The sequence below is a fragment of the Curtobacterium flaccumfaciens genome, from assembly GCF_051548005.1.
Lineage (GTDB): Bacteria > Actinomycetota > Actinomycetes > Actinomycetales > Microbacteriaceae > Curtobacterium.
Genome location: NZ_JBPUGH010000002.1, coordinates 27587 through 53138, shown reverse-complemented (window position 1 = coordinate 53138; position 25552 = coordinate 27587). Strand labels below are relative to the sequence as shown.

The following is a 25552-nucleotide window of genomic DNA, read 5'->3' as shown; positions in this document are numbered from 1 at the left end:
GCCACGGGCCTCCCGTCGGTCGTCGAGCGCGTCGCGAACGCGACGGACGGCTCGGTCGTCGGGGTGGTTCAGTCGTCGAACGGCACGTGCTCGCTCGAGCCGACACCCGCACGCTGCCGGTAGGCCAGGTGCCCACCGAGGTACCCGCCGACACCGACGACGGTCAGTCCCGCGAAGCCGAGCAGTTTGCCGGCGCCGTGGTTCCCGCGCTTCCGCTGCATCCACGACAGACCGTAGAGCGTGATCCCGACCCAGTTCACCGCCTGGTGCACCCAGCCGGTCCGGAGCTGCTCGCGGTCGAGCTCGGACCAGTCCACGTACCCGGCGACCGAGGCACTCCCGGACGACACCAGTCCGACGCCGACCAGGGTCTTCGCGGCCTTCGCGTTCCCCTTCCCACCCAGCAGGTCGAGCACCGCGGCGGAGATCCACGCGCCGAGCGGCACCTGCACCATCAAGGGGTGCAGCGGGTGCCCGAAGGGCACGCCGTGCAGCAGCTGGCGGAGCGCCTTCGGACGCGCGAGCGCGCGGACGACGGAGCGATCGATGTCGACGGCCTTGTCGAGCACGGCCGCGTGCTCGACAGCGTCGGTGAGGCGACGGATGGCGCGGGTCTCAGGCATGCCCTGGACGCTAGGCCTGGAGGCCCGGGGCGGGTTCCAGGAACGCGCCCCGGGCCTCCAGACGGTCACCCCGACCACCGCGAGGGAACCTGGTCCCGGACACCACACCCCGCCGTTCCGCGACGCGGTGTCCGGAACATGGTTCCCGCGGAGCGATCCCGCTACTCCTCGACGATCTCGCCCTCGACGACCTCACCGAGGTCGAACGGCTCGACGGTCAGCTCATCGCCCCCGTCGGCCACGTCGACCCGCACGGTGTCGCCGTCGCGGACGTCCCCGGCGAGGATCGCCCGCGCCAGCCGGTCGTCGATCTGCCGCTGCATCAGTCGGCGGAGCGGACGAGCGCCGTACACCGGGTCGTACCCGCGCTCGGCGAGCCAGGTCCGGGCCGACGGCGTCACCGCGAGCTCCAGACGGCGGTCGGACAGTCGACGCGCGAGGCGGTCGACGTACAGCGACACGATCTGCCCCAGGTCCTCCGAGGTGAGCGCCTGGAACACCACGATGTCGTCGAGTCGGTTGACGAACTCCGGCCGGAACGCCTGGGTGACCATCTCCCGGACACCCTCCTCACGCTGTTCCTCGGTGAGGGACGTGTCGGTGAGGAACTGCGAGCCGAGGTTCGACGTCAGGATGAGGATCGTGTTCCGGAAGTCGACCGTCCGCCCCTGGCCGTCCGTCAGCCGGCCGTCATCGAGCACCTGCAGCAGCACGTCGAACACCTCGGGGTGCGCCTTCTCGACCTCGTCGAGCAGCACCACCGAGTAGGGCCGGCGGCGGACGGACTCGGTGAGCTGCCCACCGGCCTCGTAGCCGACGTACCCGGGAGGGGCGCCGATGAGCCGCGCCACCGAGTGCTTCTCGCCGTACTCGCTCATGTCGATCCGGACGAGGGCCTTCTCGTCGTCGAACAGGAACTCCGCGAGCGCCTTGGCGAGCTCGGTCTTGCCGACGCCGGTGGGCCCGAGGAACAGGAACGAGCCGGTCGGCCGATCCGGGTCGGAGATGCCCGCGCGGGTGCGTCGGACGGCCTCGGACACGGTGTTCACCGCCGAGCGCTGCCCGATGATCCGGCGGCCGAGCTCGTTCTCGAGGTGCAGCAGCTTCTCGGTCTCGCCCTGCAGGAGCCGCCCCATCGGGATCCCGGTCCACTGCGCGATCACGGCGGCGATGTCCTCGTCGGTGACGCTGTCGTTCACCATCCGCTCGGCGCTCTCAGCCTGCTCGGCGGCGGCCAGCTCGGCCTCGATCCGGGGTTTCTCGCCGTACTCGAGTCGGCTGACGGTCTCGTAGTCGGCCTCGCGCTGCGCCCGCTGCGACCGCATGTTCAGGTCGTCGAGCTGCTGCTTGAGCTCGCCGATCCGGTTGAGCGAGGCGCGCTCGGCCTGCCACCGCTGCTCGAGCTCGCCGAGCAGGGTCTCGCGGCTCGCGAGTTCGGCCCGCAGGGTCTCGAGTCGCGCCTTCGACGCGTCGTCCTTCTCCTGCTTGAGCGCGAACTCCTCGACGCGGAGGCGATCGACCGTGCGCTTGAGTTCGTCGATCTCGACGGGCGACGAATCGATCTCCATCCGGAGCCGCGACGCGGCCTCGTCGATGAGGTCGATCGCCTTGTCGGGCAGTTGCCGCCCGGAGATGTACCGGTTCGACAGGCTCGCAGCGGCCACGAGGGCGGAATCGTTGATCGTCACCTTGTGGTGCGCCTCGTACCGCTCCTTGAGCCCGCGGAGGATCGCCACCGCGTCCTCGACGCTCGGCTCCCCCACGTAGACCTGCTGGAAGCGGCGCTCGAGCGCGGCGTCCTTCTCGATGTACTCGCGGTACTCGTCGAGCGTCGTCGCGCCGATGAGCCGCAGCTCACCGCGCGCGAGCATCGGCTTGAGCATGTTCGACGCCGCGACCGATCCCTCGCCGCCGCCGGCACCCATGAGCGTGTGCAACTCGTCGATGAACGTGATGACCTGCCCGTCGGAGTCGTTGATCTCCTTGAGGACGGCCTTGAGTCGCTCCTCGAACTCACCGCGGTACTTCGCACCGGCGATGAGGGCGGAGATGTCGAGCGAGACGAGCCGCTTGTCCTTGAGGGAGTCGGCGACGTCCCCGGCGACGATGCGCTGTGCCAGCCCCTCGACCACGGCGGTCTTGCCGACGCCGGGCTCACCGATGAGCACGGGGTTGTTCTTGGTCCGGCGCGTCAGCACCTGGGAGACGCGCCGGATCTCGGCGTCGCGGCCGATCACCGGGTCGAGCTTGCCACTGCGGGCGATCGCCGTGAGGTCGACGCCGTACTGCTCGAGGGCGGTCTTCTGTCGCTCTTGCGAGTCAGGAGCGCCCTGGAGGTTCGCCATGCGTTCCGTCCTTTCGTTGCGTTGGTCGTCTACTTGAGTCTACTGCACTCAACTTCTGTCCGGCACGGATTCTTCCCGCCCCGGGTTCCGGATGCCGATCGCACTGACGACCGCCCCGGCGATCAGCAGGAGACCCATGACCACCACCGCGCGGTGGAACCCGGTCGTGCTCATGGCCCCACCGAGCACCACGCCGGCGAGCGCCACCATCACGAGGCTCGCGATCCGGGCGACGGCGTTGTTGACCGCCGAACCTATCCCTGCCTCGGACTCCGGTACCGATCCGAGGACCGCACTCGTCAGCGGCGTCACCATGAGCGAGATCCCGAAGCCGACGAGCACGAGCCCGGGGAGCACCGTCCACCAGTAGGCTGCCGGGTCGTCGCCGACGAGCACCATGAGGAACGATCCCACGGCCGCGATCGCCGGCCCCGCGGCCATGAACCACCGCGGCCCGCACCGTCCGGCGAACGAGCCCACCGTCGTCGAGAGCAGCAGGAGCAGGATCGTCGGCGGCAGCGTGGCGATCCCTGCGACCCAGGCGGGGAACGCCCAGACCTCCTGCAGGAACAGGGTCACGACGAAGCCGACCATGCCGAGCGCCCCGTAGATCGACAGCGTCGCGAGGTTCCCGACCGCGAAGTTGCGCGCCCGGAACAGCCGCAGGTCCACGAGCGGATGCGCGACCCGGTGCTCCCAGGGCACGAACGTGACGAGCGCCAGCCCTCCGACCACGAGTGCGCCGACCACGAGCGGCGACGACCAACCGAGGCGCTCCTGCTCGATGAGGCCCAGGACCACCCCGCCGATGCCGACCACGGCGAGCACCGCGCCCACCACGTCGACCCTCGGGCGCCCGACTGGGCGGACGTCTCCCGAGATCCTGGCCACGAGCGGGATCGTCACGGCGATCGGCACCGCCGTGAGGACGAAGATCCACCGCCAGCCGATGCCGTCGACGATCAGCCCGCCGATCACCGGGCCGACGATCACGGCGGCGCTCGACCACGCCGTCCACGAGCCGATCGCCTTGCCCTGCGCGGCTCCACGGAAGGCGGCGATGATGAGCGCGAGCGAACTCGGGGTGACGAGCGCTCCGCCGACCCCCTGCAGTGCCCGAGCCACGATGAGCACCTCGCCCGAGGGAGCCGCTGCACAGACGATCGACGCGACACCGAACACGATCAGCCCGAGCGTGATGATCCGCACCCGTCCGAACAGGTCCGAGAGCGACCCCGCGACGAGGATGAGCGACCCGAGCGTCACCATGTAGGCGTCGACGACCCACTGCTGCACGACGAGCCCGCCACCGAGCTCGTGCCGGATCGCCGGGAGCGCCACGTTCACGACGCTCGCGTCGAGCCCGACCACGAACGACGCGAGGATCGCCACCACGAGCACCACGCGGCGGTCGTCGCGGAGCGGTGCAGCGGGCGTCGTCATGCGCTCATCCAACTCCGCACCACGGACGTCGCGCACGAGCGCACGCATGACGAAGCCCCCGCGACCGGAGTGGTCGCGGGGGCTGCCGACAGGACGGGGCTGGGAGTCCTACTGCTTGGAGTCGGCGTTCGGCTGGACCGAGGGGCCCGGGTTCACGACCGGAGCCGCCGGCTGCGCGGCCGTGTTCTGCGCGGTCGTGTTCTGAGCGGTGGCATCGGACGCCTGCTTGTCCTCGGTGCCCATCTCCTTCTTGAAGATGTTGATCGACTGACCGAGGCCCTTCGCGAGCGCCGGGAGCTTGGTCGCCCCGAACAGCAGGATGACGATCCCGAGGATGATCAGCAGATGGATGCCGGTGAGGCCTGCGAACATCATGACTCCTTCGATGGTGAACTGGTCGCCGTGCTCGGGTCTTCTTCGACACACGCGGCGGAAGCTCGTGGTCGGATCATCGTAACTCGGTCTGTCCGGGAATCACAGGCGGGGAGCCCGAACGGACACCGTTCGCACAGGCTCGGCGACTTCGACGTTCGGCTCAGTACGCCCCGTGCGAGCGCAGCACCGACGGGATCGTCCGCGCGAGGATGACGAGGTCGTGCAGGAACGACCAGTTCTCGACGTAGTGGAGGTCGAGCCGGACCCCCTCGGCCCAGTCGAGGTCTGAACGCCCGCTCACCTGCCAGAGCCCGGTGATGCCCGGGGTCACGAGCAGCCGACGGTCGGCGAAGTCCTCGTACACGGCAACCTCCTTCGGCAGCGCTGGACGCGGCCCGACGAGGCTCATGGACCCCGTCAGGACGTTCCAGAGCTGCGGGAGCTCGTCGAGGGAGGTCTTGCGGAGGAACGCCCCGACCCGGGTGACCCGGGGGTCGTCCTTCATCTTGAAGAGCGGACCAGCGCCCTCGTTCGACGCCTCGAGCGCAGCGACCCGTGCTTCGGCGTCGACGCACATGGTCCGGAACTTCAGGATCGAGAAGTCCCGCCCCTTACGACCCACTCGGGTCTGGCGGAAGAACACCGGCCCGCGGTCGTCGAGCCGGATGACCAGCGCGATCACCGCGAACGCCGGAGCGAGCAGCAGGAGCCCGAGCCCCGCGCCCACGACGTCGAGGAGTCGCTTGCCGAAGCGTCGGCGGTAGTCGGGCGTCTCGACGTGCATGAGCGGCAGACCGTCGACAGGTCGCTCGTGCACACGACCGGCGGCGATGTCCGCGAGCGGCGAGGACACGACGAGTTCGACTCCGCGCTCCTCGAGCTGCCACCCGAGGCGCCGGAGCCGTTCGTGGCCGCCGCGGATCGCCCCCGCGACGACGACGGCGGACACGCCGCTCGAGACAGCGTGGTCGAGCACAGCGTCGATCCCACCGACGACCGCGACCCGAGAGGCGCCGAGCGCGAGCGAGGACCCGACCGCGACGCAGTCCGTGACCACCCCGGCGACCCGGTACCCCGCGACCGGAGTGGCCGCGATGCGACGCCCGACGTAGCGGACGTCCTCGACGTCGCCGACGAGCAGGACGTCCTGCAGCCGCTCACCACGCCCTCGCCGACGGGCGAGCACCGTCCGGACGACCTTGCGCTCGGCCACGAGCAGCGCGAGCCCGAGGGGGAACGCGATGGCGACGTACCCGCGCGCGATGTCGAGCTGGACGGCGTACGCCACGATCGCCACGACCGCCCCGGTGACGAGGCTCGCGGTCACCAAGCGGCGGTACTCCTCGTTGCCGACACCCGCCACCCGGGCGTTGCGGGTGCCGAAGCTCGCGAGCAGCGTCATCCACGCCAGGACGATCACGGGTGCGACGACGAACTCGACCCAGCCGGCCGCACTGGAACCGGCCGGGAGCTCTCCCGGGAACCGGACGAGGTGCGCCGCCGCGAAGGCGAGGAGCAGGACGGTGAGGTCCAGAGCGGCCAACGCGAACGGGAACCCGCGGCCAGCACCAGCAGGGGTGTTCGTCGGAACGGCGCGGGTCGGGGTCGCGACGACAGCGGTACCGGCGCGCGTGGGACGGATGGCGAGGGACATCGCGAGACCTCCGGTCGGACGCCGATCGACGGAGGCCGACCGGGCACCGCCGTCGCGGACGCGCGACAGCAGTGCCCTACCAAAATATCACTGCGATGTGCGATACATCAAGAGCCGAGTGCGTACGAGAGTGTCCAGAGGACGGGTCGCTCCAGCAGCGCCCCCGCGTCGGCCGCCTCCACCCCGCGCACCCGGAACACCGCACGCTCACCGGGGAGCAAGGTCACGAAGCCCCGGTCGACGACACCCTCCGGCGACACACGGTCCGGCTGCAGGAGCAGGTCGCGCACCACCGACTGTGCCTCGACGACCACGCGGATCGTCGCTCCGTCGACCTCGGTCGCCGCGGTGAACCGAGCGGACTCCCACCGCATCTCCCGGTCCGGCGCCGGTGTCCACACGGCACGTCGCTCGTCGAGGTCGGCGACGATGAGCTCGTTCCGCGGGTCGTCGACCACACCGACCGATTCGGGCAGCGCGACGACGGCGACGCCGGCCGACAGGTGCACGGGGAGCGTGACCTCGGCGAGCACGGTGCCCGCGAGCGTGATCCGCCGCACACGGACGACGCTGTCGTTGCCGCTCCGTGTCGAGCGCACGGCCACCTCGACGGGCGACGACCCGAACGCCCCCGGCGACACCCCGAGCGAGACGCCACCGGACCCGAGCGACAGCGTGTCCGCCAGCTCGCCCAGCTCAGCCGCCTCGCCGACGGGAGCCGATGGGGACGGGCGATCCGCGCCTCCAGTCCGATCGTCCGGCGACCCCGCCGGCCGCGGTCCGGCGACCGACGAGACGGGCCGGATCGTCAGCAGCACGTCGTCGTACAGCCGCCGCAGCTCGTGCGCGAGCGGCTTCAGCCGCCCCGCGGAGTCCACCGCCGACCACGAGGCCACCGGCCACAGGTCGTTGAGCTGCCACAGGACGACCCCGGTGTTCCGGGGCCAGTGCGTCCGCCAGTGCTCGACCCCGGTCGCGATCGCGCGCGCCTGCTGCAGCTGCGTCAGGAAGTGCCACGCATCGAACGATGCCGGGTCGACGGCGCCGAAACGCGGCGCGATCCCCCGCGCCAACTTGCCCATGCCGTCGTCGGCCTTCTGGTGGTGGACGACGCCCGGTGCATCGACGGTCAGCTCGGGGTCGGACACCGCGTCACGGAGCGTCCGCCACGCGGGCGGGGCCTGCCAGCCGAACTCCGACACGAACCGCGGTACCGACGCGCGGTAGGCGGTGTCCGGGAGCCGGTTCCAGGCCTCCCACGAGTGGTGGGTCTCGTGGTCCACGTCGTTCGCCGGCAGGTCCTCGTCGCCGGACCACGGCGAACCCACCGTGTAGAACCGCGTCGGGTCGACCGCGTCGACGATGGTCGGGAGGAGGTCGAGGTAGTAGTCCAGGCCCCACCCGCGGTCCCCGAGCGTCTCCGCCCACCCGTCGACGTCGTGCAGCCAGATGTTCTCGTTGTTGCCGTTCCACACCACGAGGGAGGGGTGGCGCGACAGCCGCGCGACGTTGTCCCGCGCCTCGGCGACGACCTCGCTCCGGATCGGCTCCGTCTCCGGGTAGGCGGAGCAGGCGAACGTGAAGTCCTGCCAGACGAGCAGCCCGAGTTCGTCGCACACCTCGTAGAAGTCGCGAGATTCGTACACGCCGCCGCCCCACACGCGCACGAGGTTGGCCCGGAGCGCCGCCGCGGTGCCCAGTCGGGACTCGTAGCGCTCTCGTGTGACGCGCGAGACGATGACGTCGTCGGGGATCCAGTTCACCCCGCGGACGTCGATGAGCATCCCGTTGACGTACACGCCGAACGGCTTGCCGATCGTGTCGGACGCCGTGTCGATGCGCGTCGACCGGAAGCCGGTGCGGAACACGTCGCGGTCGAGGACCTCGCCCTCGACGGTCTGCAGCTCGACGGTCACGTCGTAGAGGGGCTGCTCGCCGTACCCCCGCGGCCACCACCGCTGCGCGTCCGGCACCCGCACGGTCACGACGGTCTCGTCGTCCTTCGGCGTCAGCTGCGCACGCGAGCGCTGCCGGGTCGTGCCGCCCTCGGCGTCCGGCCCGCTCACGGTCACGACGAGCACGAGGTCGTCGTCCTCGCCGTCCTGGTCGAGGTCGTTGATACCCGACCGCTCGACCGTGATGTGCGCGTCGAGCACGCCCTCGCCCGCCTCGACGTCGACGAGCGGACGCACCTCGCGGAGCCGCGCCGTCGACCAGCGCTCGATCGCGACCGGCCGCCACGGACCGCTCGTGACCGCCGTCAGCCCCCAGTCCCAGCCGAAGTTCGACGCCATCTTCCGCACGTACGGGAACGGCTCGTCGTAGGGGCCCGGCATGCTCCCGGCCCGGGCGGCGACGCGTCCGGCCTCGCGGTAGGGCGACTCGAACAGGATCTCGAGCTCGCGTTCCGTCCGCGCGTTGGAGCCTCCGGTCGCGTCCCGCAGGTCGAACCGGTAGCGACGGTGCATGTTGCGCGTCGTCCCGACCGTGACGCCGTCGACCGTGAGCGTCGACACCGTGTCGAGTCCGTCGCAGACCAGGTCGATGCGCTCGTGCCCGCGCAGGTCGACGTCGACGGTCCGCTGGTACGCCCAGTCCGCCCGCCCGACCCACTTGCCGTCCGCCTCGTTGCGGTCGAAGGTCGGGTCGGCGAGCAGGCCCTCGCGCTGGAGGTCGGTGTGCACCTGGCCCGGCACCGTCGCCGGGATGGAACGGCCTGCGACGCCGTCAGGGGCGCCGCTGCCGCCTGCCATCGTCACGGTCCAGCCGTCGCGGAGTTCCTCGCGGTCGAGGGTCATGCGGGTCCTTCTCTGGGCGGGCGGGACCGGTGGTCCGCTCGGTCGGGACGCCGGCCGCGTGTCCGCCAGACGGCCGGGTACCGGCCTGGAGGCACGACACCGGTCGGCCGGGCGTCGTCACGTCGCGCGCGCGAACGCCTGGGCGATCGCACGAGGGGGTGTGCGGCGATGGTAGTACGCGGAGCTTGCACGGCCGTGGGTGGCAGGCTGGGGAGCGTGATCACAGTTGCTCTCGCCGCCGCCCTGCGTGACGCAGGACTCCGCTGGCACCCCGCGACCGGCGACCGGTTCGTCATCGACAAGCCCGGCGTCGACGACGACGTCTACACGGTCTCCGAGATGACCGTCGAACGGCACGACTACCCGAGCGGCACCGTGCTCGGGTTCAACGGCACCACGGAGTGGGCGCTCGACTCGGTCGAGGCCGCCGAATCGCTGTGGCTGCCGCGCGAGGACCAGTTGCGGACCTTGCTCGGGAGCGCGTTCGTGTCCCTGGTGCCGTCCTTCACCGTCACCGCGACGATCGACGGCGCCCCGCAGACGTTCGACGCTCCCGATGCCGCGGATGCGTACGCCGCCGCGTTGCTCGCGTACATCCGATCTGCGCTGGACTGAACTCCCTCGCACCGGGTGACGCGCCCGGCTGGGAGTTGCTGGAATGCGCGCTGGGCGGGCTTTGGTTGCATGGCGACATGACCGTTCCGAACATCACCCTGAACGACGGCAAGACCATCCCGCAGCTCGGCTTCGGCGTCTTCCAGATCAAGCCCGAGGACACGAAGGACGCGACGCTCGCAGCGCTCGAGGTCGGCTACCGCCACATCGACACCGCCGAGATGTACGGCAACGAGAAGGAGGTCGGCGAGGCCATCGAGGCGTCCGGCATCCCTCGCGAGGAGATCTTCGTCACCTCGAAGCTCAACAACGGCTTCCACGACCCCGAGGCCGCGCTGGAGAACGGCAAGAAGTCGGCCGACCTGCTCGGCGGCTACACCGACCTCTTCCTCATCCACTGGCCGCTGCCCACCGTCTCGGACTTCGTCCCGACGTGGAAGGCGATGGAGGAGCTCTACCGCGCCGGCACGGCCCGTTCGATCGGCGTGAGCAACTTCCAGGCACACCATCTCAACCGCCTCGCCGCCGAGACGACCATCACCCCGGCGGTGAACCAGATCGAGGTGCACCCGTACCTCACGCAGGAGGAACTGCGCGCGTACGACCGCGAGCACGGCATCGCGACCGAGGCCTGGTCCCCCATCGCGCAGGGCCTCGTCCTCGACGACGAGACGATCACCCGCATCGCCGGCAACACGGGCAAGACCCCGGCACAGGTCGTCCTGCGCTGGCACATCCAGCGCGGCGACATCGTCTTCCCGAAGTCGGTCACCCGTGCCCGTGTCGAGGAGAACTTCGCGATCTTCGACTTCGAGCTCTCCGACGAGGACATGACCGCGATCACGTCGCTCGACAAGGGGCACCGCACCGGTCCCGACCCTGACACGTTCGACTACGTCCCCGCGTAGCCCCCGCACCGCGGAACGGCCCCCGCACGGTGTGTGCGGGGGCCGTTCTCGTGTGTTCAGTTGTGGTGGGTGCTACTCGGTGGGGTTCGGTGCCCAGGTGAAGGGCAGGGTGTCCTGCTCAGCGCCGTAGACATCGGTCTGCACGAAACGCAGCGGGTAGGTGGTGCTGTCACCGTTGGGCGAGCCCCAGGAACGGGTGTAGGACCAGTCACCGTTCGCATCCGCCACCGCGGTCGCGTTCGCCAGCGGGGTCTCCCCACGCGAGTACGTCGTGATCGTGGCGAACGGCGACGCCTTCCCCGAGAACGTCACGCGCTGCAGCGGCTCGTACGTGTCGCCGACCGCGTGGCTGGTCAACGTCAGCGCGGCGAACTTCGGCGAGTTCAGGTTCACCGTGAACGTGTTGCCGTCCGTGCCACGCGTGGCGGTGAAAGTGATCTGGTAGTCAGCACTCGGCCCGACGTTCCGGTCGAACGCCCAGCGACCGTTCGCGTCGACAGTGGCCTGCCCCATCAGCGTGCCCCACTGGTTCTTCGCCACGATGTTCGTACCCTCCGAACCCGTGCCCGTGAACGTGGTGACACCCGGCTTGTACGTCGAGTTGTTCGACGGCGAGGTCAGAGCCGCGTCCTCGTAGGCCTGCATGTCCGACGAGAGGTCCATCGTGACCATGTCCTTCTGCTCGTCCGGCGCGGTCTGCGTGAACGTCAGCGTGTAGGGAGCAGTCGGCCCGAGCTTGCCCTTGGCCTCCCACGCCCCCGACACCGGCGATGCCTGCGTGGACGCGATCACACGACCCCACTGGTTCGTGATGCGGACCATCGCGTCCGGTGTCGCGGTCCCACGGAACGTGTTCTCACCCGACGTGTAGGTGCCGCCGTCCTCATGGCTGGTGACCGTCAGCGGACGGAAGGCACCGATCGGGCTCATCACGAACGCACCCGACTGCGACGTCGTGCCGTCCACTCGCGTCTGCGTCGCGATGAACGTGTAGACGCTCGACGGTCCGTACTCGCGGTTGAACGACCAGTTCCCGTTCTTGTCCGCCTTGAGCACACGGATCTCCTTCCCGTACTTGGTCTCGATCTTCACCGACGCGTACGGCGTCGCCGTACCCGTCAGCGTCGTCTCGACCAGCGGCGTGTACTCGTGCGACGACGGCTCATCGATCGTCACCGCACGCGCCGGGATCGGGAGGTTCGGCGTCGTGGACGCTGCCCCGGTCGTGACGGTGTTGCCCTGCGCGGTCTGCGAGACCGTGATGTTCGCCGCCGTGTTCGACGGAGCAAGCTCCACCGTCGTCGACCAACGATCATCCACGACATCAACCGTCTGGGTCTGCGTGCCGACCTTCACCGACACCTTCGCACCGGTCTCACCGGTACCCGCAACGGTCACATCGCCCGGCGTCGACTGCGCCGGGAGCGCCGTCACTGCGACCGCGGCACCGAAATCACCCACAGCCCGAGTCGGCTCCGACACCTCATTGTCGATCCGCTGCGTCACGAAGAACGACCGCTCACCCGCACCCGGCGAGTTCACCGGCAGCGAATACCGGCCATCAACAACCTGCGGCGACCCAACAACAGCATTCTTCGCGTCACGAACCGTGACCGTCGCGCCATCCTGCGCGGTGCCCGTCACACGAGCACGATCCGTCACAGCCGCACCGAACTCGACCTTCGCGGTCGGAGCCGGAACCGACGACTCGCCCTCGTTCACGATGATGGTGTCGGTCTGGACGTTGCCGCCCTTGGACTTCTGCGTCACCGTCAGACGGTGCTCGCGCGCGTCCAGGTCGGTCGTGTCCAGGTCCCAGCTCTGCGAGGCACGCACCTTCACGGGGCCGCCGACACGGCGATCACCTTCGTGAACCTCGACCGTCGCACCGGGCTCACCGGTGCCGCGGACATCGATCTGTCCGCCCGGGTGGACGAAGCCGTCCGCCGGACGCGTCACCACGAGCTGCTTGCCGTAGTCGATCGACACCGGCGTCTTGCTCGCCCGCTCACCCTGCAGCGCCTGGTACACGTTCACGTCGTACGAGCCGCCCTTGTTCGGCGCCGGAAGCTCCACGCTCCACGCACCCGTGATGCTGTCCGCCGGCTCCGACCCAACCACCCGCTGGTCGTCCTCGTTGAACACCTCCACGATCGCACCGCCCTGCGCCGTGCCCGACAGGGTCACCAGGTCCGAAGCGTTCTCACCAAACTTGTGCTCGACCACCAGGTCAGCGATCTTCAGCTCGACGTCGAGGTCATACTCCGAGGTGAGCTCCTGGTTCTCGTACTGCAGCAGCTTCACCGGGTTCGAGCCAAGCTTGAGGTTGTCGAGTTCGAAGTCCCAGACACCCTCGTCGTTCACGCGGGTCTCGTCCTCGTACTCGCCGTCCCCCCACTGCAGAACGACATCAGCGCCCGGCGTACCACGCCCCGTCACGACCGCTGATCGACCAACGATGTCCACCGTTGTCACTTCAGCTCCGAACGAGGTGAAGTCCGCGATTGTCTCGATTCGGTCGGCCGCTGAACCCGTCTGCGTGCCCATAATGCGGTCGTTCTTATACGAGAACGAGAAATAGTGACCGGGACGACCCACAGATTCGAGCCCGGTACCACTCACCCCATAGCCCGATGACGTCTTCGACAGCCGCCACTGCTGTAGAGGATCACCTGGTACGCAAGATGCAAGCTGTGCGACGGAGTTCAGGCAGAGCTCTGGATTCGAGGTCGGTCGGACCGTACTCTCCATTCCTTCTCGGGGGATTGACCACTCAGTGGCATGGGCTTTGGCTTCTGTCGCGGACGAGAAGCCGCGCATCGAAACGGAGCCAATGCCGTTCGCGAACGGAGCGCTGTAGTCCTGCAAAGTCGATGCGGTCACGAGCAGGCCTCGTTGCGTCCTGTTGGACTCCGAATTGATCGAGGCCGATGCGGCGGTGGCGCCGAAGGAGAGGCCGGAGGCGATGGTCGCGATGGCGAGGGCGGATGCGCCCAGGCCCTTCGCGAGACGCTTGGTCTTCTTGGACATGAGGATGATCCCTTTCGAGGGGTCGTGCCGCGTGCGTCGTTCGGGACGATCGGGTCGCCCGCGGCTCGCGGTCAGTGTCATCGCGGGAGACCCCGCTGCCATACCAAAATATCAAACAATGAACTGAAATACAACCTGCTGTGATGAGGACGGGTTGAGTCATTCGGACGCAACTTTCAGCTGCCAGAGTTGACGCGCCTCCTGTCAGGAGTAGGGTTGAGTCCATCGGACGCAAGTCCATCGACTTCGCATCACCAGCACTGACAGAAGGAGCACCAACACATGGGACGTGCAGTAGGCATCGACCTCGGAACCACCAACTCGGTCGTCAGCGTGCTCGAGGGCGGCGAGCCCACGGTCATCGCGAACGCCGAGGGGCTCCGAACCACGCCGTCGATCGTGGCGTTCACGAAGGACGGCGAGGTGCTGGTCGGCGAGACCGCCAAGCGCCAGGCCGTCACGAACGTCGACCGCACCATCGCCTCCGTCAAGCGCCATATCGGCACCGACTGGAAGGTCGACATCGACGGCAAGCAGTACACGCCGCAGGAGATCTCGGCCCGCACCCTCGGCAAGCTCAAGCGCGACGCCGAGCAGTACCTCGGCGAGGACGTGACCGACGCGGTCATCACCGTCCCGGCGTACTTCAACGACGCCGAGCGCCAGGCCACGAAGGACGCCGGTGAGATCGCCGGCCTCAACGTCCTCCGCATCATCAACGAGCCGACCGCTGCCGCGCTCGCCTACGGCCTCGACAAGGGCAAGGAAGACGAGCTCATCCTGGTCTTCGACCTCGGTGGCGGCACCTTCGACGTCTCCCTGCTCGAGGTGGGCAAGGACGACGACTTCTCCACGATCCAGGTCCGCGCGACCGCCGGAGACAACCGCCTGGGCGGCGACGACTGGGACCAGCGCATCGTCGACTACCTCGTCAAGAAGTTCAAGGACGAGCACGGCGTCGACCTCTCGACCGACAAGATCGCGAAGCAGCGCCTCAAGGAAGCCGCCGAGCAGGCGAAGAAGGAGCTCTCGTCGCAGATGTCGGCGAGCATCCAGCTGCCGTACCTGACCCTGACGGCGGACGGCCCGCTCAACCTCGACGAGACCATCTCGCGCGCACAGTTCGAGCAGATGACCTCCGACCTGCTCGACCGCACGAAGAAGCCGTTCAACGACGTCATCAAGGAGGCGGGTGTCTCGGTCAGCGACATCGCGCACGTGGTGCTCGTCGGTGGTTCGACCCGCATGCCCGCAGTGGCCGAGGTCGTCAAGAGCCTCACTGGCGGCAAGCAGCCGAACCAGGGCGTCAACCCGGACGAGGTCGTTGCCGTCGGCGCCGCGCTGCAGGCCGGTGTCCTGAAGGGCGAGCGCAAGGACGTCCTGCTCATCGACGTCACGCCGCTGTCGCTCGGCATCGAGACCAAGGGCGGCCTGATGACGAAGCTCATCGACCGCAACACCGCGATCCCGACGAAGCGGAGCGAGACCTTCACGACCGCCGACGACAACCAGCCGTCGGTCGCGATCCAGGTCTTCCAGGGCGAGCGCGAGTTCACCCGCGACAACAAGCCGCTCGGCACCTTCGAGCTCACCGGCATCGCTCCGGCTCCCCGTGGCGTCCCGCAGGTCGAGGTCACGTTCGACATCGACGCGAACGGCATCGTGCACGTGTCCGCGAAGGACAAGGGCACCGGCAAGGAGCAGTCGATGGTCATCTCCGGCGGCTCGTCGCTGCCGAAGGAGGACATCGAGCGCATGGTCCGCGAGGCCGAGGAGCACGCGGCCGAGGACAAGGCCCGTCGCGAGGCCAACGAGCGTCGCAACCAGGCCGAGCAGCTCGTCTACTCGATCGAGAAGCTCATCAAGGAGAACGAGGACAAGCTCCCCGCGGACGTCAAGTCCGAGGTCCAGGGCGACGTCGACTCCCTCAAGTCGGCACTCGCGGGCGAGGACGACGACGCCGTGAAGGCCGCGTTCGACAAGCTCAACGAGTCGCAGGGCAAGCTCGGCCAGGCGATCTACAGCCAGCAGGACGCGGGTGCCGCGGCCGGTGGCGAGCAGCCCGCCGGTGACGAGGCGACGCAGGACGACGAGGACATCGTCGACGCCGAGGTCGTGGACGACGAGGACGACAAGGACAAGAAGTAACGATGACGGATCCCAAGGACAACGTGCCGAACGAGGACGAGCCCCAGGTCGAGGGCGACGCCACGAACGCGCAGCAGCCCGAGGACCTCATCGAGGCGGAGGGGCCGGACGTGGAAGTCCCCACGGACGGCCCCGCCGCCGGCGGTCCCGCAGCCGACGAGCAGAACGACCTCTCCCCCGAGGACGAAGCGCTGCTCGCGGACGCGGCCCGGGGCATCGCCGAGGACAAGCTCAGCTCCGAGGACCGCGACCTCGTGGCGGAGATGCGTGCGGACATGCTCCGTGCGCAGGCAGAGCTGGTGAACTTCCGGAAGCGCGTCGAGCGCGACCGTGAGGCCAACCGCGAGGTCGCCATCGCTGAGGTCGTCCGGGCACTCCTGCCCGCGCTCGACGACCTCACCCGCGCCGAGGCGCACGGCGACCTCGCCGAGGGCCCGATGCAGGTCATCGGGCAGAAGATCCGCGGCGGCTTCGAGAAGTTCAAGCTCGTGCAGATCGGCGCGAAGGGTGAAGCCTTCGACCCGAACATCCACGAGGCGATCGTGCAGCTCCCCACGCCGGGTGCGACCGCGCAGACCGTGGCAGACGTCGTCGAGCCGGGCTACAAGCTCGGCGAGCGCGTCCTGCGTGCGGCCAAGGTCGCGGTCGCGGTCCCGGCCTGACCGCGGGAAGGAGGTAGGGATTCATGGCCAGTCAGGACTGGTTCGACAAGGACTTCTACAAGGTCCTCGGCGTCGACAAGACGGCGAGCGACGCTGAGCTGAAGAAGACCTACCGGAAGCTCGCGCGGCAGTACCACCCGGACTCCAACCCGGGCGATGCCGCCGCCGAGGCCCGCTTCAAGGAGATCAGCGAGGCCTACTCCGTGCTGTCCGACAACGACCAGCGCGCCGAGTACGACCAGGTCCGCGCCATGGGGTCCGGGGCTCGCTTCACCGCGGGTGGCCCGGGCGCTCAGGGCGGCTTCGAGGACGTCTTCGGCGGCATGTTCGGTGGAGGCGCTGGCGGAGGCGGACAGCGCGTGCGCTTCGGCCAGGGCGGTGGCGGCGGATTCGAGGACATCCTCGGCGGGATGTTCGGTGGCGGGGGCGGCTTCGGCCAGTCGTCGGGTGGCTACCGCGGCTTCGGCGGCCCCTCGAAGGGTCAGGACGTCACGGCGTCGACGACGCTCGACTTCGCGACCGCGATCGCCGGCGACACCGTCAAGCTCTCGCAGGGCAACGGCCGTCCGGTGAACGTCCGGATCCCGGCCGGCGTCGCGGACGGGCAGAAGATCCGCCTCCGCGGACGCGGGCAGCCCTCCCCCGACGGCGGCGAGCCCGGCGACCTCGTGGTCACGGTCTCCGTCCGGAAGCACCCGGTCTTCGAGCGCGACGGGCTCAACCTCCGCGTGGACGTCCCCGTGACGTTCACCGAGGCGGCGCTCGGCGCGACGATCCAGGTCCCGACGCTCGGCGGCGATCCCGTCAAGCTGCGGGTCGCCCCCGGCACCCCGTCGGGTCGCGTCCTGCGCGTCAAGGGCCGCGGTGTCTCGACCAGCAAGGGCACGGGCGACCTGCTCGCGACCGTGCAGGTCGCGGTGCCGTCCCACCTGTCGGACAAGCAGCGGGAGGCCGTCGAGGCCCTGGCCGCTGCGCTGCCCGACGAGGACCCCCGCGAGGACCTCCTCGCCAAGGCGCGCGGGTAGGACGCGCGTCACGCGCACAGCGCGTCACAACCCGGCCTGGAGGCACGGTGCGGCTCCGTCAGGAACCCGCACCGTCCCTCCAGACTGGGTTCCAGACCACGTGGTGAACGGAAGGGGCGGTCGATGACCGACATGGACGAGAACTCCCCCGTCTTCGCCATCGCCATGGCTGCCGAGCTGGCCGAGATGCACCCGCAGACCCTGCGGCAGTACGACCGGCTCGGCCTCGTCGTGCCCGGGCGGACCCGCGGCGGCTCGCGGCGGTACTCGATGCGCGACATCGCGCAGCTGCGGGAGATCGCACGGCTCGGATCCGAGGGCGTCTCGCTCGAGGGCATCCGACGGGTGCTCGAGCTCGAGAACGAGAACCGGGCGCTTCGCTCGCGGGTGTCGGAACTCGAGACCGCCCTCGCCGACCAGCTCATCAACCGACCGGGAGCGCGCGTGTTCGCCGCCTCCGCCACGGGCGGCGCCGTCCCGCTGCGCGCCGGTGTGCGGCCGCAGCGGAACACGCAGATCGTCCTCTGGCGTCCGCCGCACTAGGCCGCACTGGGTAGGGTGGCGCCGTGCCACCGGACTTCGTCGACCTGTTCCGCCGCCGCGTCGACGACGCGCCGGACCTCATCACGATCGACGGCACCGACCGCTTCATCCTCGACGAGGCGCCGCACGTCCACGGTGACGCACTCCGGCAGCCCGGTGAGGTCGCGGTCGTCGACGACCGCAACGGCGTCCTCACGCTCGGGGTCGTCTCGTTGCACGGCGCCTCGGACGTCCGGGTGGTGCAGGACTCCCTCGTCGGCGTGCGCGCACTCGAGGCCAACGCGGGCGTGTTCGGTCGGCGCGGCTTCCACCACCCGGACTCGCTCGAACGGGCGTTCACCGACGCGCGGCTCGTGCTGCTCCGGCTGTCGAAGTCGAACGACCGGCTCGACGAGGTCGCCCGTGCGGTCGCCCGGTACGCGGCGCCCGACGTCGTGCTGCTGTGCGGCGGGGTCTCGAAGCACATGAACCTCGGGCAGAACGACGTCCTCCGCCGGTACTTCGGCGAGGTCACCGCGTCGCGAGGACGTGGGAAGTCGCGGCTGCTCGTCGCCCAGGACCCGCTCCGCGCCTCTGCCGTCCGTGCGGACACGTCGAACCCGTGGCCGCGGTCGGTCCACAACGACGAACTCGGGTTGACCCTCGTCGCACACGGCGGCGTCTTCGCGGGTACCTCACTCGACCAGGGCACGCGCGTGTTGCTCGACGTGGTGCGCGACGCCGTCCCCACGGCGAGGACCGCGGTCGACCTCGGGTGCGGGAACGGCGTCATCGCGGTGTCGCTCGCGCGGCAGCGGCCCGCGATCAAGGTCATCGCCACGGACGTCTCGCAGATCGCAGTCGCGTCGACGAGGGCGACCGCGGCGGCGAACGGCGTCGCGGACCGGGTGCAGGTCGTGCGGACCGACGCCGGCGACGAACTGCAGGACGGCTGCGCGCAGCTGGTGCTGTGCAACCCGCCGTTCCACGCGGACACCACGGTGACCACCGACGCAGCCGAAGCGATGTTCCGGAACGCAGCCACGATCCTCCAGTCCGGCGGTGAACTGTGGTGTGTCTGGAACTCGCACCTGCGCTACCGGCCGGTGCTGGAGCGGGTCGTCGGGCCGACGCGTCAGGTGGTCCGGACGGACAGGTTCACGGTGACGGCCTCGCGGGTGGCCTGACGCTCAGCGCCCGTCCGCGAGCGCGGATCGGAGCACGCCGGACAGCCGTTCGGAGTAGGCGGACGTCAGGTGTCGGTCGTCCACCCGGACCAGGACGCCCCCGGCGATCGGCGGGCAGCGATCGGCGGCGCAGAACCAGTCGACGACGTCGATGACCTCCGCACCCTCCTGATTCGACGTCGCACGTTCGTTCGCGGCGACGAGGGCCCGCCCCTCTGCGCTCGGTGCCGTGATGCAGGGCTCGACGCCGGAGAACCTCGTGGCACACGCTGCGGGCGCCGCGCCGACCGGAGGAGCGCCGAGGATCACCACGCGGTCGGCCACGAGCGCGAGGTCCGTCACGAGCGCGCGCGTCCGCCACTCCCAGTTCGTCGCGGCGGAGACCGGATCAGCACCGATCGACCGGGTGAAGGCTTGTTCGTCGTTCGAGACGATGACGAGGTCGGGGTGGACACGCTCGACCTCCTCGAGCATGCGCTCACGGGCGCCCGCGCAGAGCCGATCGCCCTCGCGGGTGGGAGTGCGACCGGCTGACGACGGCGAGCACGAAGCGAACCCGATCCCCCGGACACGCCAACCCTCCGGTTCCAGCGCGCCTCGGACGGCCGGCATCCAGGACATCGCGATCGAGTCCCCGATCACCACCGCTGTGTGCGCGGCGTCGCTCGGTCCGGAGTCGCAGGTCCGCGCGTGACGGAGCGGCGTACTGAGTTCGTTGCGGCACCCGGTCGTGCTGCTCATCTCCGGCGCGAACTGGATCGTGGAGGCGGAGTCGAACGCAGCAGCGGCCTCGGTCCGGGTCGGCGAGGTGTGCAGGCCCTCGATGATCTCCACTCCGGTCGCCGCCCGCCCCGGCATCCGCTCGACGGCGAGCCCGACGGCTCGAGCAGCGGCTGCTTGGTCGGAAGCCGCGGGGACCGCGACCTGCCCGACCGTCGCCGCCACCAGCAACGGGACCGTGCAGACGGACGCCACCCGTCGCAGGGACCGCTCGCACGCCCGTTGTCCCGACACCGTGACAGCCGAGCCGTGCGGACCTCGTCTGCCTTCCAGGAACGGTCTCTCCACCCAGCGGTGGGAACCGATCGCGGCGATGAGTGCGAGGCCGACCAGGGCGGCATCGGTGAGCGGTGCGGTGGGGAACAGCGCCCGACCGACGACGAGTACGGGGAAGTGCCAGAGGTACAGCGAGAACGAGATCCTGCCGACGTACCGGACCGGGCCCCACCGGAGCGGAGCCGTGACGGCCGCGGACGCGGACCGTCCTCCGGCGATGACCAGCACGGTGCCGAACGCCGCGGGCGCGACCCAGGGGAAGGGATTCGAGACATGGGCCGGCATCAGCACCGCGGTCAGGATGATCGTGGCACCCCCGACGACGACGGCCACGGACGCGACGACACCACGGAGGGCGACGCCCCCGGCTGCGAGGGCCGCGCCCGCGGCGAGTTCCCACGCGCGGACCCCCGGATCGAAGTAGGCGTCGGTCCGATCGAGACGGAGGACCGACCAGGTGGCCGAGACCGCGACCGTCGCGATCGCCAGCAGGAGCACGACGCGCTCCGGAGCGATCCGGCCGCGCAGAACCTGCGCAGCGACGAGCACAGCGATCGGCCAGAACGCGTAGAACTGCTCCTCGACGGCGAGCGACCAGAAGTGCTGCAGCGGTGACACCGGCGATCCTTCGGCGAAGTACGACGTGCCGGTCGCGATCAGGTGCCAGTTCTGGACCGAGAGGAGGGACGCTGCCGCGTCCTGTGCGATCGAGACCGAGCGTGGGGTGTACCAGACGACGAACGCGGCGATCGCCACGACGACGATCACCACGATCGACGCCGGGAGGATCCGACGCGCCCGTCGCGCGATGAAGGCCGGGTAGTCGACGGATCCGGTACGACCGAGCTCCCCGACCAGGCCCCGCGTGATGAGGTACCCGGAGAGCACGAAGAACACGTCCACGCCGATCCACCCAGCGCGTGGCGCGACGAAGGCGTGTTGCCCGATCACGAGCGCCACGGCGAGGGCGCGGAGCCCCTCCAGTTCCGGTCGAAAGTCATGCTGCATGTACATATTGTATTTCACGGGTGATGCTTATGGGCCAGGGGGGCCATGAACTGGCTGTGATATACTAACATTTGCTATGAAAATCCGACACGCAGCGGTGGATCCGCACCTCCTCGCCTACCCCATGCACGGCCAGCGCAAGCTGCTCGCCGAGGGGTACCGCACCCGCGACGGCCACGTCATCGAGTGGCTCGGTCGCCTCACCGACACCGACGGCGGTGTCACCGTCATCAGCCGCCCCGACCCTCTCGTCGCCGCACCCCACGGGAGGACCACGGGCAGGAGCGCGAAGGGCACCCGCCCGCTGTCCGTCCGCGCGCCCCGCCTGCCCGACCCGCGATCGCGAAGGCGGTGGTGGGTCGATTCGGCGCGGTACTACCCGGTCCTGTCGCACCGCGGGCTCGACGCCCCGGCGGTGGTGTGGAACCCGTTCGTCGCCACGGCACCCGCCGATCGCAATCCGTTCGGGCGCAACGTCGTCCTGCTCGACCTGCTCGACGACTGGACGACGCACTACGCCTTCGAGCCGATCCGAGCCGAGGTCGAGGCCGCCTACCGCATCGCCTTCGACCGAGCCGACCACGTGACCGCCAACGCCGAAGGGACGGCAGCGCTGGCCCGACGCTTCGGACGGGACGACGTCGTGCTGCTCCCGAACGGGTGCGACCCCGAGCGTTTCTCGGCTCGTCACGGGGCAGTCGGCCCGACCACGGTCGGGTACGTGGGGAAGATCGGGAAGCGCCTCGACCTCGCCGGCATCCTGAGCACGGCACGGGCACTCCCGGAGTTCGCGTTCGTGTTCGCGGGCCCGGTCCTCGACCGCTCGTACCGTGCACCGCTGCAGGCCGAACCGAACATCACCCTCCTCGGTGACGTGCACTACGACGACGTCCCGGACCTCCTCGCCTCGTTCGACGTCGGCTGGGTTCCGCACAACGTCGGGCCGTTCGAGGTCGGTGGGGACATCATCAAGACCTACGAGTACCGCGCCGCGGGGCTCCCCACCCTGTCCACCCCGGTCGCGGGTGCGGGTGAGCGAGGCATCGACGGCATCGCTGCACTGCCGATCTCCGAGCACGCCACCACCCTCCGTGCCTGGCTCGAGCCGGGTGGAGCACGTGTCGGACGACGACCCACCCGGATCCCGGACCACGCGACGTGGCAGGACAAGGCGCGGACGATGCTCGATCGGCTGGCGGCATGAGCGTCCTGCTGGTCGCCGCGCCCCTGTCCGCGCGGAGCGGTGTCTACCGCTCGACGATCGACCTCGTCCGCACAGCCCGTGCCGCCGGGGAGGACTGGAGTGCCGTGATCGGCGTCCGTCCGGGCGCAGGGGGCACGCCGACACCGGAGGCGGGCGTCACGGAGTTCGACGTCGCGACACGAGGCTCCGCGCTGCTGTCGGAGCTGCGTCAGCGGCTCGCCGCGGAGCTGGACCGGGTGGACACGGTCATCACGATGGTGCCGCAGAGCGACGTCGCCGTCGCCGGATCGCGCTCGGCCGCGCGCCACGTGGCATGGGTACGCGGCCTCCCCTGGCCGGGCCCCGGTGAGCAGCGCTGGACGAGGAGCGTGTTCCTGCGGTACCTCGAGACGCGCGCGCTCCGCCACGCCGACGCCGTCTGGGCGACCTCGCCCCTGCTCGCGGAGCAGATCCGCAGAGCTCGGCGGGCCGAACTGGTCCCGGCCGGCATCCCCCTCCTCCACCGCACCACCGACGGACGGGACATCGGACCCCTCGTGTGGGCGGGACGGATCTCACCGGAGAAGGGTGCGACGGAGTTCCTCGACGTCGTCCGGAGCACCGAGGCGCCCGCGGTGCTGTTCGGTGAGGGACCGCTTCGCGAGGCGCTCGTTCCTGACGCTCCGGACAGCCTGACATGGAAGGGATGGGCGCGGCCGGAGGACGTCTGGGCCACGCCAGGCATCCTGCTCTGCACGTCCCACCGGGATGCCTTCGGGCGCAGTCCGGTGGAAGCAGCGAGCGCGGGGATGCCCGTCATCCTGAGCGACCAGACGGGCGCCGCACCCTTCCTCTACACCGAGCAGGAGTTGGCAGACCGGTTCATCCTGCCCGTCGGCGACACGGCAGCGTGGTCTCGGGCCGTCCGATCGCTCATCGAGGACGAGCAACTCCGAGTCCGCGTGTCCGACCACGTCTACGCCAATGCGCAGCGCCTCTCGATCGAGGCGTCCTTCGCAGCAGCGCGTTCCCATCTCAAGTGATTGCATTATCGGCAATCAGCATGTGATACTTGAAACACCACGAGCATTGCGAGGAACGATGACCACTGCAGACTTCATCCGGGTGATGCGCCGCTCATGGGCGCTCATCGCGACGGCCCTGCTCCTGGGGACCGCGGCGGGAGCGGCCCTCACGCTCTCTGCGACCCCGATGTTCTCGGCGACCACCAAGGTGTTCGTCTCCGTGCAGTCCACCGGCACGACGACCAGCGAGCTGGTGCAGGGCAACAGCGCGGCGCAGCAGAAGGTGTCGTCGTACATCGATGTCGTCCCCACCGCGAGCGTGCTCCAGCCGGTGATCGACGACCTCGGGCTCGACACGACCGTCGCTGCGCTCGCGGGTCGGGTCAGTGCATCCTCGAAGGTCAACAACGTCGTGATCGCCATCACGGTGCTGGACCCCGACGCGGCAACGTCCGCGAAGATCGCCACTGCCGTGGGGAGCAGCTTCGCCGAGGTCGTCACCGACGACCTCGAGACGCCGACGTCCGGCGGACCCTCGCTCGTCCGCATCGGTACGATCGAGCCCCCGGTGGTCCCGACCAGTCCGACCACCCCGAAGCTGATCAACAACCTCGTCCTCGGCGCGGCCATCGGGTTGGTCCTGGGGATCGCCGCCGCGCTCTTGCGGAGCACCCTCGACACGAAGGTGCGCACGCAGGACGATGTGCGCTCCGTGACGGACCTGCCCGTCCTCGGCGGGATCGGCTACGACCCGACTGCCTCGAAGCAGCCCCTCATCGTCCACGCCGACCCCCGCAGTCCCCGTGCCGAGTCGTTCCGCACACTGCGCACGAACGTGCAGTTCGTCGACCTCGACGACACGGTCCGGACGTTCACCATCACCTCCTCGCTCCCGTCCGAGGGGAAGAGCACCACAGCGGCCAACCTCGCCATCGCCATGGCGGAGAGCGGGGTCCGCGTCGTGATCGTCGATGCCGACCTCCGTCGTCCTCGGTTGGACGACGTCCTCGGGGTCGAGGGAGCTGCCGGACTCACCGACGTCCTGATCGGACGCGCCGAGCTCGACGACGTCATCCACCCCTGGGGCACGGGCGGGCTGCACGTCCTGCCCGCGGGCCGCATCCCCCCGAACCCGTCGGAACTGCTTGGGAGCGCCCGCATGCGCGCGCTCGTCCAGGACCTCGCCTCCTCCTTCGACTACGTCGTCATCGATGCACCTCCGCTGCTCCCGGTGACGGACGCGGCGCTCCTCGCACGGTTGACCGACGGCGCGCTGATGATCGCTGCGTCCGGGCGCGCTTCTCGCAACCAACTCCGGGTCGCCCTGGAAGCGCTGGCGAGTGTCGGTGGAAGGACGCTCGGGCTGGTCATGACGATGCTCCCGACGAAGGGCGCGGGAGCGTACGGCTACGGCACGTACTACGCCTACTACGGCAAGGGCGCCAGCGCTGTCGACTCATCGGCAGTACCGCGGCCCGGAGGACGTCGCGCTGCGCAAGGATGACGCGGACGACCGCTGCAGGTGGTGAGAGGGCGCTGAACCGACAGGTTCAGCGCCCTCCTCGTCGTGCTCGTCGTGGTCGGGGTGCTCGTCGAGCTCGTCGAGCTCGTCGTGGTCGTCGAGCCCGTCCAGCAAGTCGCGCTCGTCGCACTCGTCGCGCTCGTCGCACTCGTCGCACTCGTCGCACTCGTCGCACTCGTCGCACTCGTCGCACTCGTCGCGCGAGGTCCCGGTCGCGACGACCGAACCCGCCGGATCCTGCACGCCGCGCCGCGGATCGCGGGCACACGTCCGTACCGAGCGCGCGACGGCCTGGCCCGGTCACAGGGCGTCGCGCCCAGGCGGAGAGGCACCAGGTCAACGACTTCGCCGGACGGGCCCAGCGACGACACTCGCGGTGAGCACGGCGTCGTGGATCCGTTGCAGATCACGATCGGCGGCGGC

The 25552-nt window shown here is 69.7% G+C and carries 18 protein-coding genes; 10 read left to right on the top strand and 8 right to left on the bottom strand.

What is annotated here, in order from left to right:
* Positions 1-68 precede the first annotated feature (68 nt).
* The 6 genes from ACSW7Y_RS00670 to ACSW7Y_RS00645 all read right to left on the bottom strand — a co-directional run bounded on the left by ACSW7Y_RS00670 (position 69) and on the right by ACSW7Y_RS00645 (position 9238).
* On the bottom strand, positions 69-623 hold the full coding sequence (locus ACSW7Y_RS00670; protein WP_438124434.1) for a DUF2231 domain-containing protein: 555 nt from the start codon (positions 621-623) through the stop codon (positions 69-71).
* 161 nt (positions 624-784) lie between these two features.
* On the bottom strand, positions 785-2968 hold the full coding sequence (locus ACSW7Y_RS00665) for an ATP-dependent Clp protease ATP-binding subunit (protein WP_438124433.1): 2184 nt from the start codon (positions 2966-2968) through the stop codon (positions 785-787).
* Between the two features lie 48 nt (positions 2969-3016).
* Positions 3017-4411 (bottom strand): MFS transporter, encoded by a 1395-nt coding sequence (locus ACSW7Y_RS00660; RefSeq protein WP_438124432.1) that lies wholly within the window; start codon positions 4409-4411, stop codon positions 3017-3019.
* A gap of 108 nt (positions 4412-4519) precedes the next feature.
* Positions 4520-4786 (bottom strand): twin-arginine translocase TatA/TatE family subunit, encoded by a 267-nt coding sequence (gene tatA, locus ACSW7Y_RS00655; protein WP_400410686.1) that lies wholly within the window; start codon positions 4784-4786, stop codon positions 4520-4522.
* A 160-nt stretch (positions 4787-4946) separates the two neighbouring features.
* On the bottom strand, positions 4947-6440 hold the full coding sequence (locus ACSW7Y_RS00650; protein WP_438124431.1) for a sugar transferase: 1494 nt from the start codon (positions 6438-6440) through the stop codon (positions 4947-4949).
* A gap of 107 nt (positions 6441-6547) precedes the next feature.
* Positions 6548-9238: a glycoside hydrolase family 2 protein gene (locus ACSW7Y_RS00645; protein ID WP_438124430.1), complete on the bottom strand. Its 2691-nt coding sequence runs from the start codon at positions 9236-9238 to the stop codon at positions 6548-6550.
* 216 nt (positions 9239-9454) lie between these two features.
* Here ACSW7Y_RS00645 and ACSW7Y_RS00640 point away from each other — a divergent pair, with 216 nt between their 5' ends.
* Together ACSW7Y_RS00640 and ACSW7Y_RS00635 are read left to right on the top strand one after the other, a co-directional pair.
* Positions 9455-9853, top strand: coding sequence for a pilus assembly protein CpaE (locus ACSW7Y_RS00640; RefSeq protein WP_438124429.1), 399 nt, complete (start codon positions 9455-9457; stop codon positions 9851-9853).
* Positions 9854-9930: 77 nt separating this feature from the next.
* Positions 9931-10761, top strand: coding sequence for an aldo/keto reductase (locus ACSW7Y_RS00635; RefSeq protein ID WP_412879605.1), 831 nt, complete (start codon positions 9931-9933; stop codon positions 10759-10761).
* A 72-nt stretch (positions 10762-10833) separates the two neighbouring features.
* Here the strand turns inward: ACSW7Y_RS00635 and ACSW7Y_RS00630 are convergent, their stop codons facing one another.
* Positions 10834-13791, bottom strand: coding sequence for a hypothetical protein (locus ACSW7Y_RS00630; RefSeq protein ID WP_438124428.1), 2958 nt, complete (start codon positions 13789-13791; stop codon positions 10834-10836).
* Between the two features lie 282 nt (positions 13792-14073).
* Between ACSW7Y_RS00630 and dnaK the strand changes: the two genes are divergently transcribed.
* The 5 genes from dnaK (at position 14074) to ACSW7Y_RS00605 (ending at position 19335) form a co-directional block, all read left to right on the top strand.
* Positions 14074-15939 carry a molecular chaperone DnaK gene (gene dnaK, locus ACSW7Y_RS00625; RefSeq protein ID WP_438124427.1) on the top strand — a complete coding sequence of 622 codons (1866 nt, stop codon included), beginning with the start codon at positions 14074-14076 and terminating at the stop codon, positions 15937-15939.
* A gap of 2 nt (positions 15940-15941) precedes the next feature.
* Positions 15942-16601 (top strand): nucleotide exchange factor GrpE, encoded by a 660-nt coding sequence (locus ACSW7Y_RS00620; RefSeq protein ID WP_438124426.1) that lies wholly within the window; start codon positions 15942-15944, stop codon positions 16599-16601.
* Positions 16602-16624: 23 nt separating this feature from the next.
* Positions 16625-17626 carry a DnaJ C-terminal domain-containing protein gene (locus ACSW7Y_RS00615; RefSeq protein ID WP_438124425.1) on the top strand — a complete coding sequence of 334 codons (1002 nt, stop codon included), beginning with the start codon at positions 16625-16627 and terminating at the stop codon, positions 17624-17626.
* A gap of 132 nt (positions 17627-17758) precedes the next feature.
* The gene (locus tag ACSW7Y_RS00610; protein ID WP_438124459.1) at positions 17759-18169 is read left to right on the top strand and encodes a heat shock protein transcriptional repressor HspR; all 411 of its coding nucleotides are present in this window, start codon (positions 17759-17761) and stop codon (positions 18167-18169) included.
* 23 nt (positions 18170-18192) lie between these two features.
* The gene (locus ACSW7Y_RS00605; RefSeq protein ID WP_438124424.1) at positions 18193-19335 is read left to right on the top strand and encodes a class I SAM-dependent methyltransferase; all 1143 of its coding nucleotides are present in this window, start codon (positions 18193-18195) and stop codon (positions 19333-19335) included.
* Between the two features lie 3 nt (positions 19336-19338).
* On the opposite strand, the gene ACSW7Y_RS00600 is transcribed toward ACSW7Y_RS00605, so the two are convergent.
* Entirely contained in the window at positions 19339-21399 is a 2061-nt protein-coding gene (locus ACSW7Y_RS00600; RefSeq protein ID WP_438124423.1) for an acyltransferase family protein, read from the bottom strand.
* Positions 21400-21475: 76 nt separating this feature from the next.
* Here ACSW7Y_RS00600 and ACSW7Y_RS00595 point away from each other — a divergent pair, with 76 nt between their 5' ends.
* Genes ACSW7Y_RS00595 through ACSW7Y_RS00585 form a run of 3 tightly spaced genes read left to right on the top strand, consistent with a single transcriptional unit; the run spans position 21476 to position 25111 of the window.
* On the top strand, positions 21476-22603 hold the full coding sequence (locus ACSW7Y_RS00595) for a glycosyltransferase (protein WP_438124422.1): 1128 nt from the start codon (positions 21476-21478) through the stop codon (positions 22601-22603).
* Complete coding sequence (locus ACSW7Y_RS00590; protein WP_438124421.1) at positions 22600-23625, top strand: glycosyltransferase family 4 protein; 1026 nt, start codon at positions 22600-22602, stop codon at positions 23623-23625. The genes ACSW7Y_RS00595 and ACSW7Y_RS00590 overlap by 4 nt, the downstream gene beginning before the upstream one ends.
* A gap of 58 nt (positions 23626-23683) precedes the next feature.
* A complete protein-coding gene (locus tag ACSW7Y_RS00585) occupies positions 23684-25111 on the top strand; it encodes a polysaccharide biosynthesis tyrosine autokinase (RefSeq protein ID WP_438124420.1) in 1428 nt (475 codons plus the stop codon).
* Positions 25112-25552: the final 441 nt, after the last annotated feature.

Excerpts from the sequence above, each read along its gene's own strand:
- ACSW7Y_RS00670 (WP_438124434.1), bottom strand. The coding sequence starts at position 623 with ATGCCTGAGACCCGCGCCATCCGTCGCCTCACCGACGCTGTCGAGCAC.
- ACSW7Y_RS00665 (WP_438124433.1), bottom strand. The coding sequence starts at position 2,968 with ATGGCGAACCTCCAGGGCGCTCCTGACTCGCAAGAGCGACAGAAGACC.
- ACSW7Y_RS00660 (WP_438124432.1), bottom strand. The coding sequence starts at position 4,411 with ATGACGACGCCCGCTGCACCGCTCCGCGACGACCGCCGCGTGGTGCTC.
- tatA (WP_400410686.1), bottom strand. The coding sequence starts at position 4,786 with ATGATGTTCGCAGGCCTCACCGGCATCCATCTGCTGATCATCCTCGGG.
- ACSW7Y_RS00650 (WP_438124431.1), bottom strand. The coding sequence starts at position 6,440 with ATGTCCCTCGCCATCCGTCCCACGCGCGCCGGTACCGCTGTCGTCGCG.
- ACSW7Y_RS00645 (WP_438124430.1), bottom strand. The coding sequence starts at position 9,238 with ATGACCCTCGACCGCGAGGAACTCCGCGACGGCTGGACCGTGACGATG.
- ACSW7Y_RS00635 (WP_412879605.1), top strand. The coding sequence starts at position 9,931 with ATGACCGTTCCGAACATCACCCTGAACGACGGCAAGACCATCCCGCAG.
- ACSW7Y_RS00630 (WP_438124428.1), bottom strand. The coding sequence starts at position 13,791 with ATGTCCAAGAAGACCAAGCGTCTCGCGAAGGGCCTGGGCGCATCCGCC.
- dnaK (WP_438124427.1), top strand. The coding sequence starts at position 14,074 with ATGGGACGTGCAGTAGGCATCGACCTCGGAACCACCAACTCGGTCGTC.
- ACSW7Y_RS00620 (WP_438124426.1), top strand. The coding sequence starts at position 15,942 with ATGACGGATCCCAAGGACAACGTGCCGAACGAGGACGAGCCCCAGGTC.
- ACSW7Y_RS00615 (WP_438124425.1), top strand. The coding sequence starts at position 16,625 with ATGGCCAGTCAGGACTGGTTCGACAAGGACTTCTACAAGGTCCTCGGC.
- ACSW7Y_RS00610 (WP_438124459.1), top strand. The coding sequence starts at position 17,759 with ATGGACGAGAACTCCCCCGTCTTCGCCATCGCCATGGCTGCCGAGCTG.
- ACSW7Y_RS00600 (WP_438124423.1), bottom strand. The coding sequence starts at position 21,399 with ATGCAGCATGACTTTCGACCGGAACTGGAGGGGCTCCGCGCCCTCGCC.
- ACSW7Y_RS00595 (WP_438124422.1), top strand. The coding sequence starts at position 21,476 with ATGAAAATCCGACACGCAGCGGTGGATCCGCACCTCCTCGCCTACCCC.
- ACSW7Y_RS00590 (WP_438124421.1), top strand. The coding sequence starts at position 22,600 with ATGAGCGTCCTGCTGGTCGCCGCGCCCCTGTCCGCGCGGAGCGGTGTC.
- ACSW7Y_RS00585 (WP_438124420.1), top strand. The coding sequence starts at position 23,684 with ATGACCACTGCAGACTTCATCCGGGTGATGCGCCGCTCATGGGCGCTC.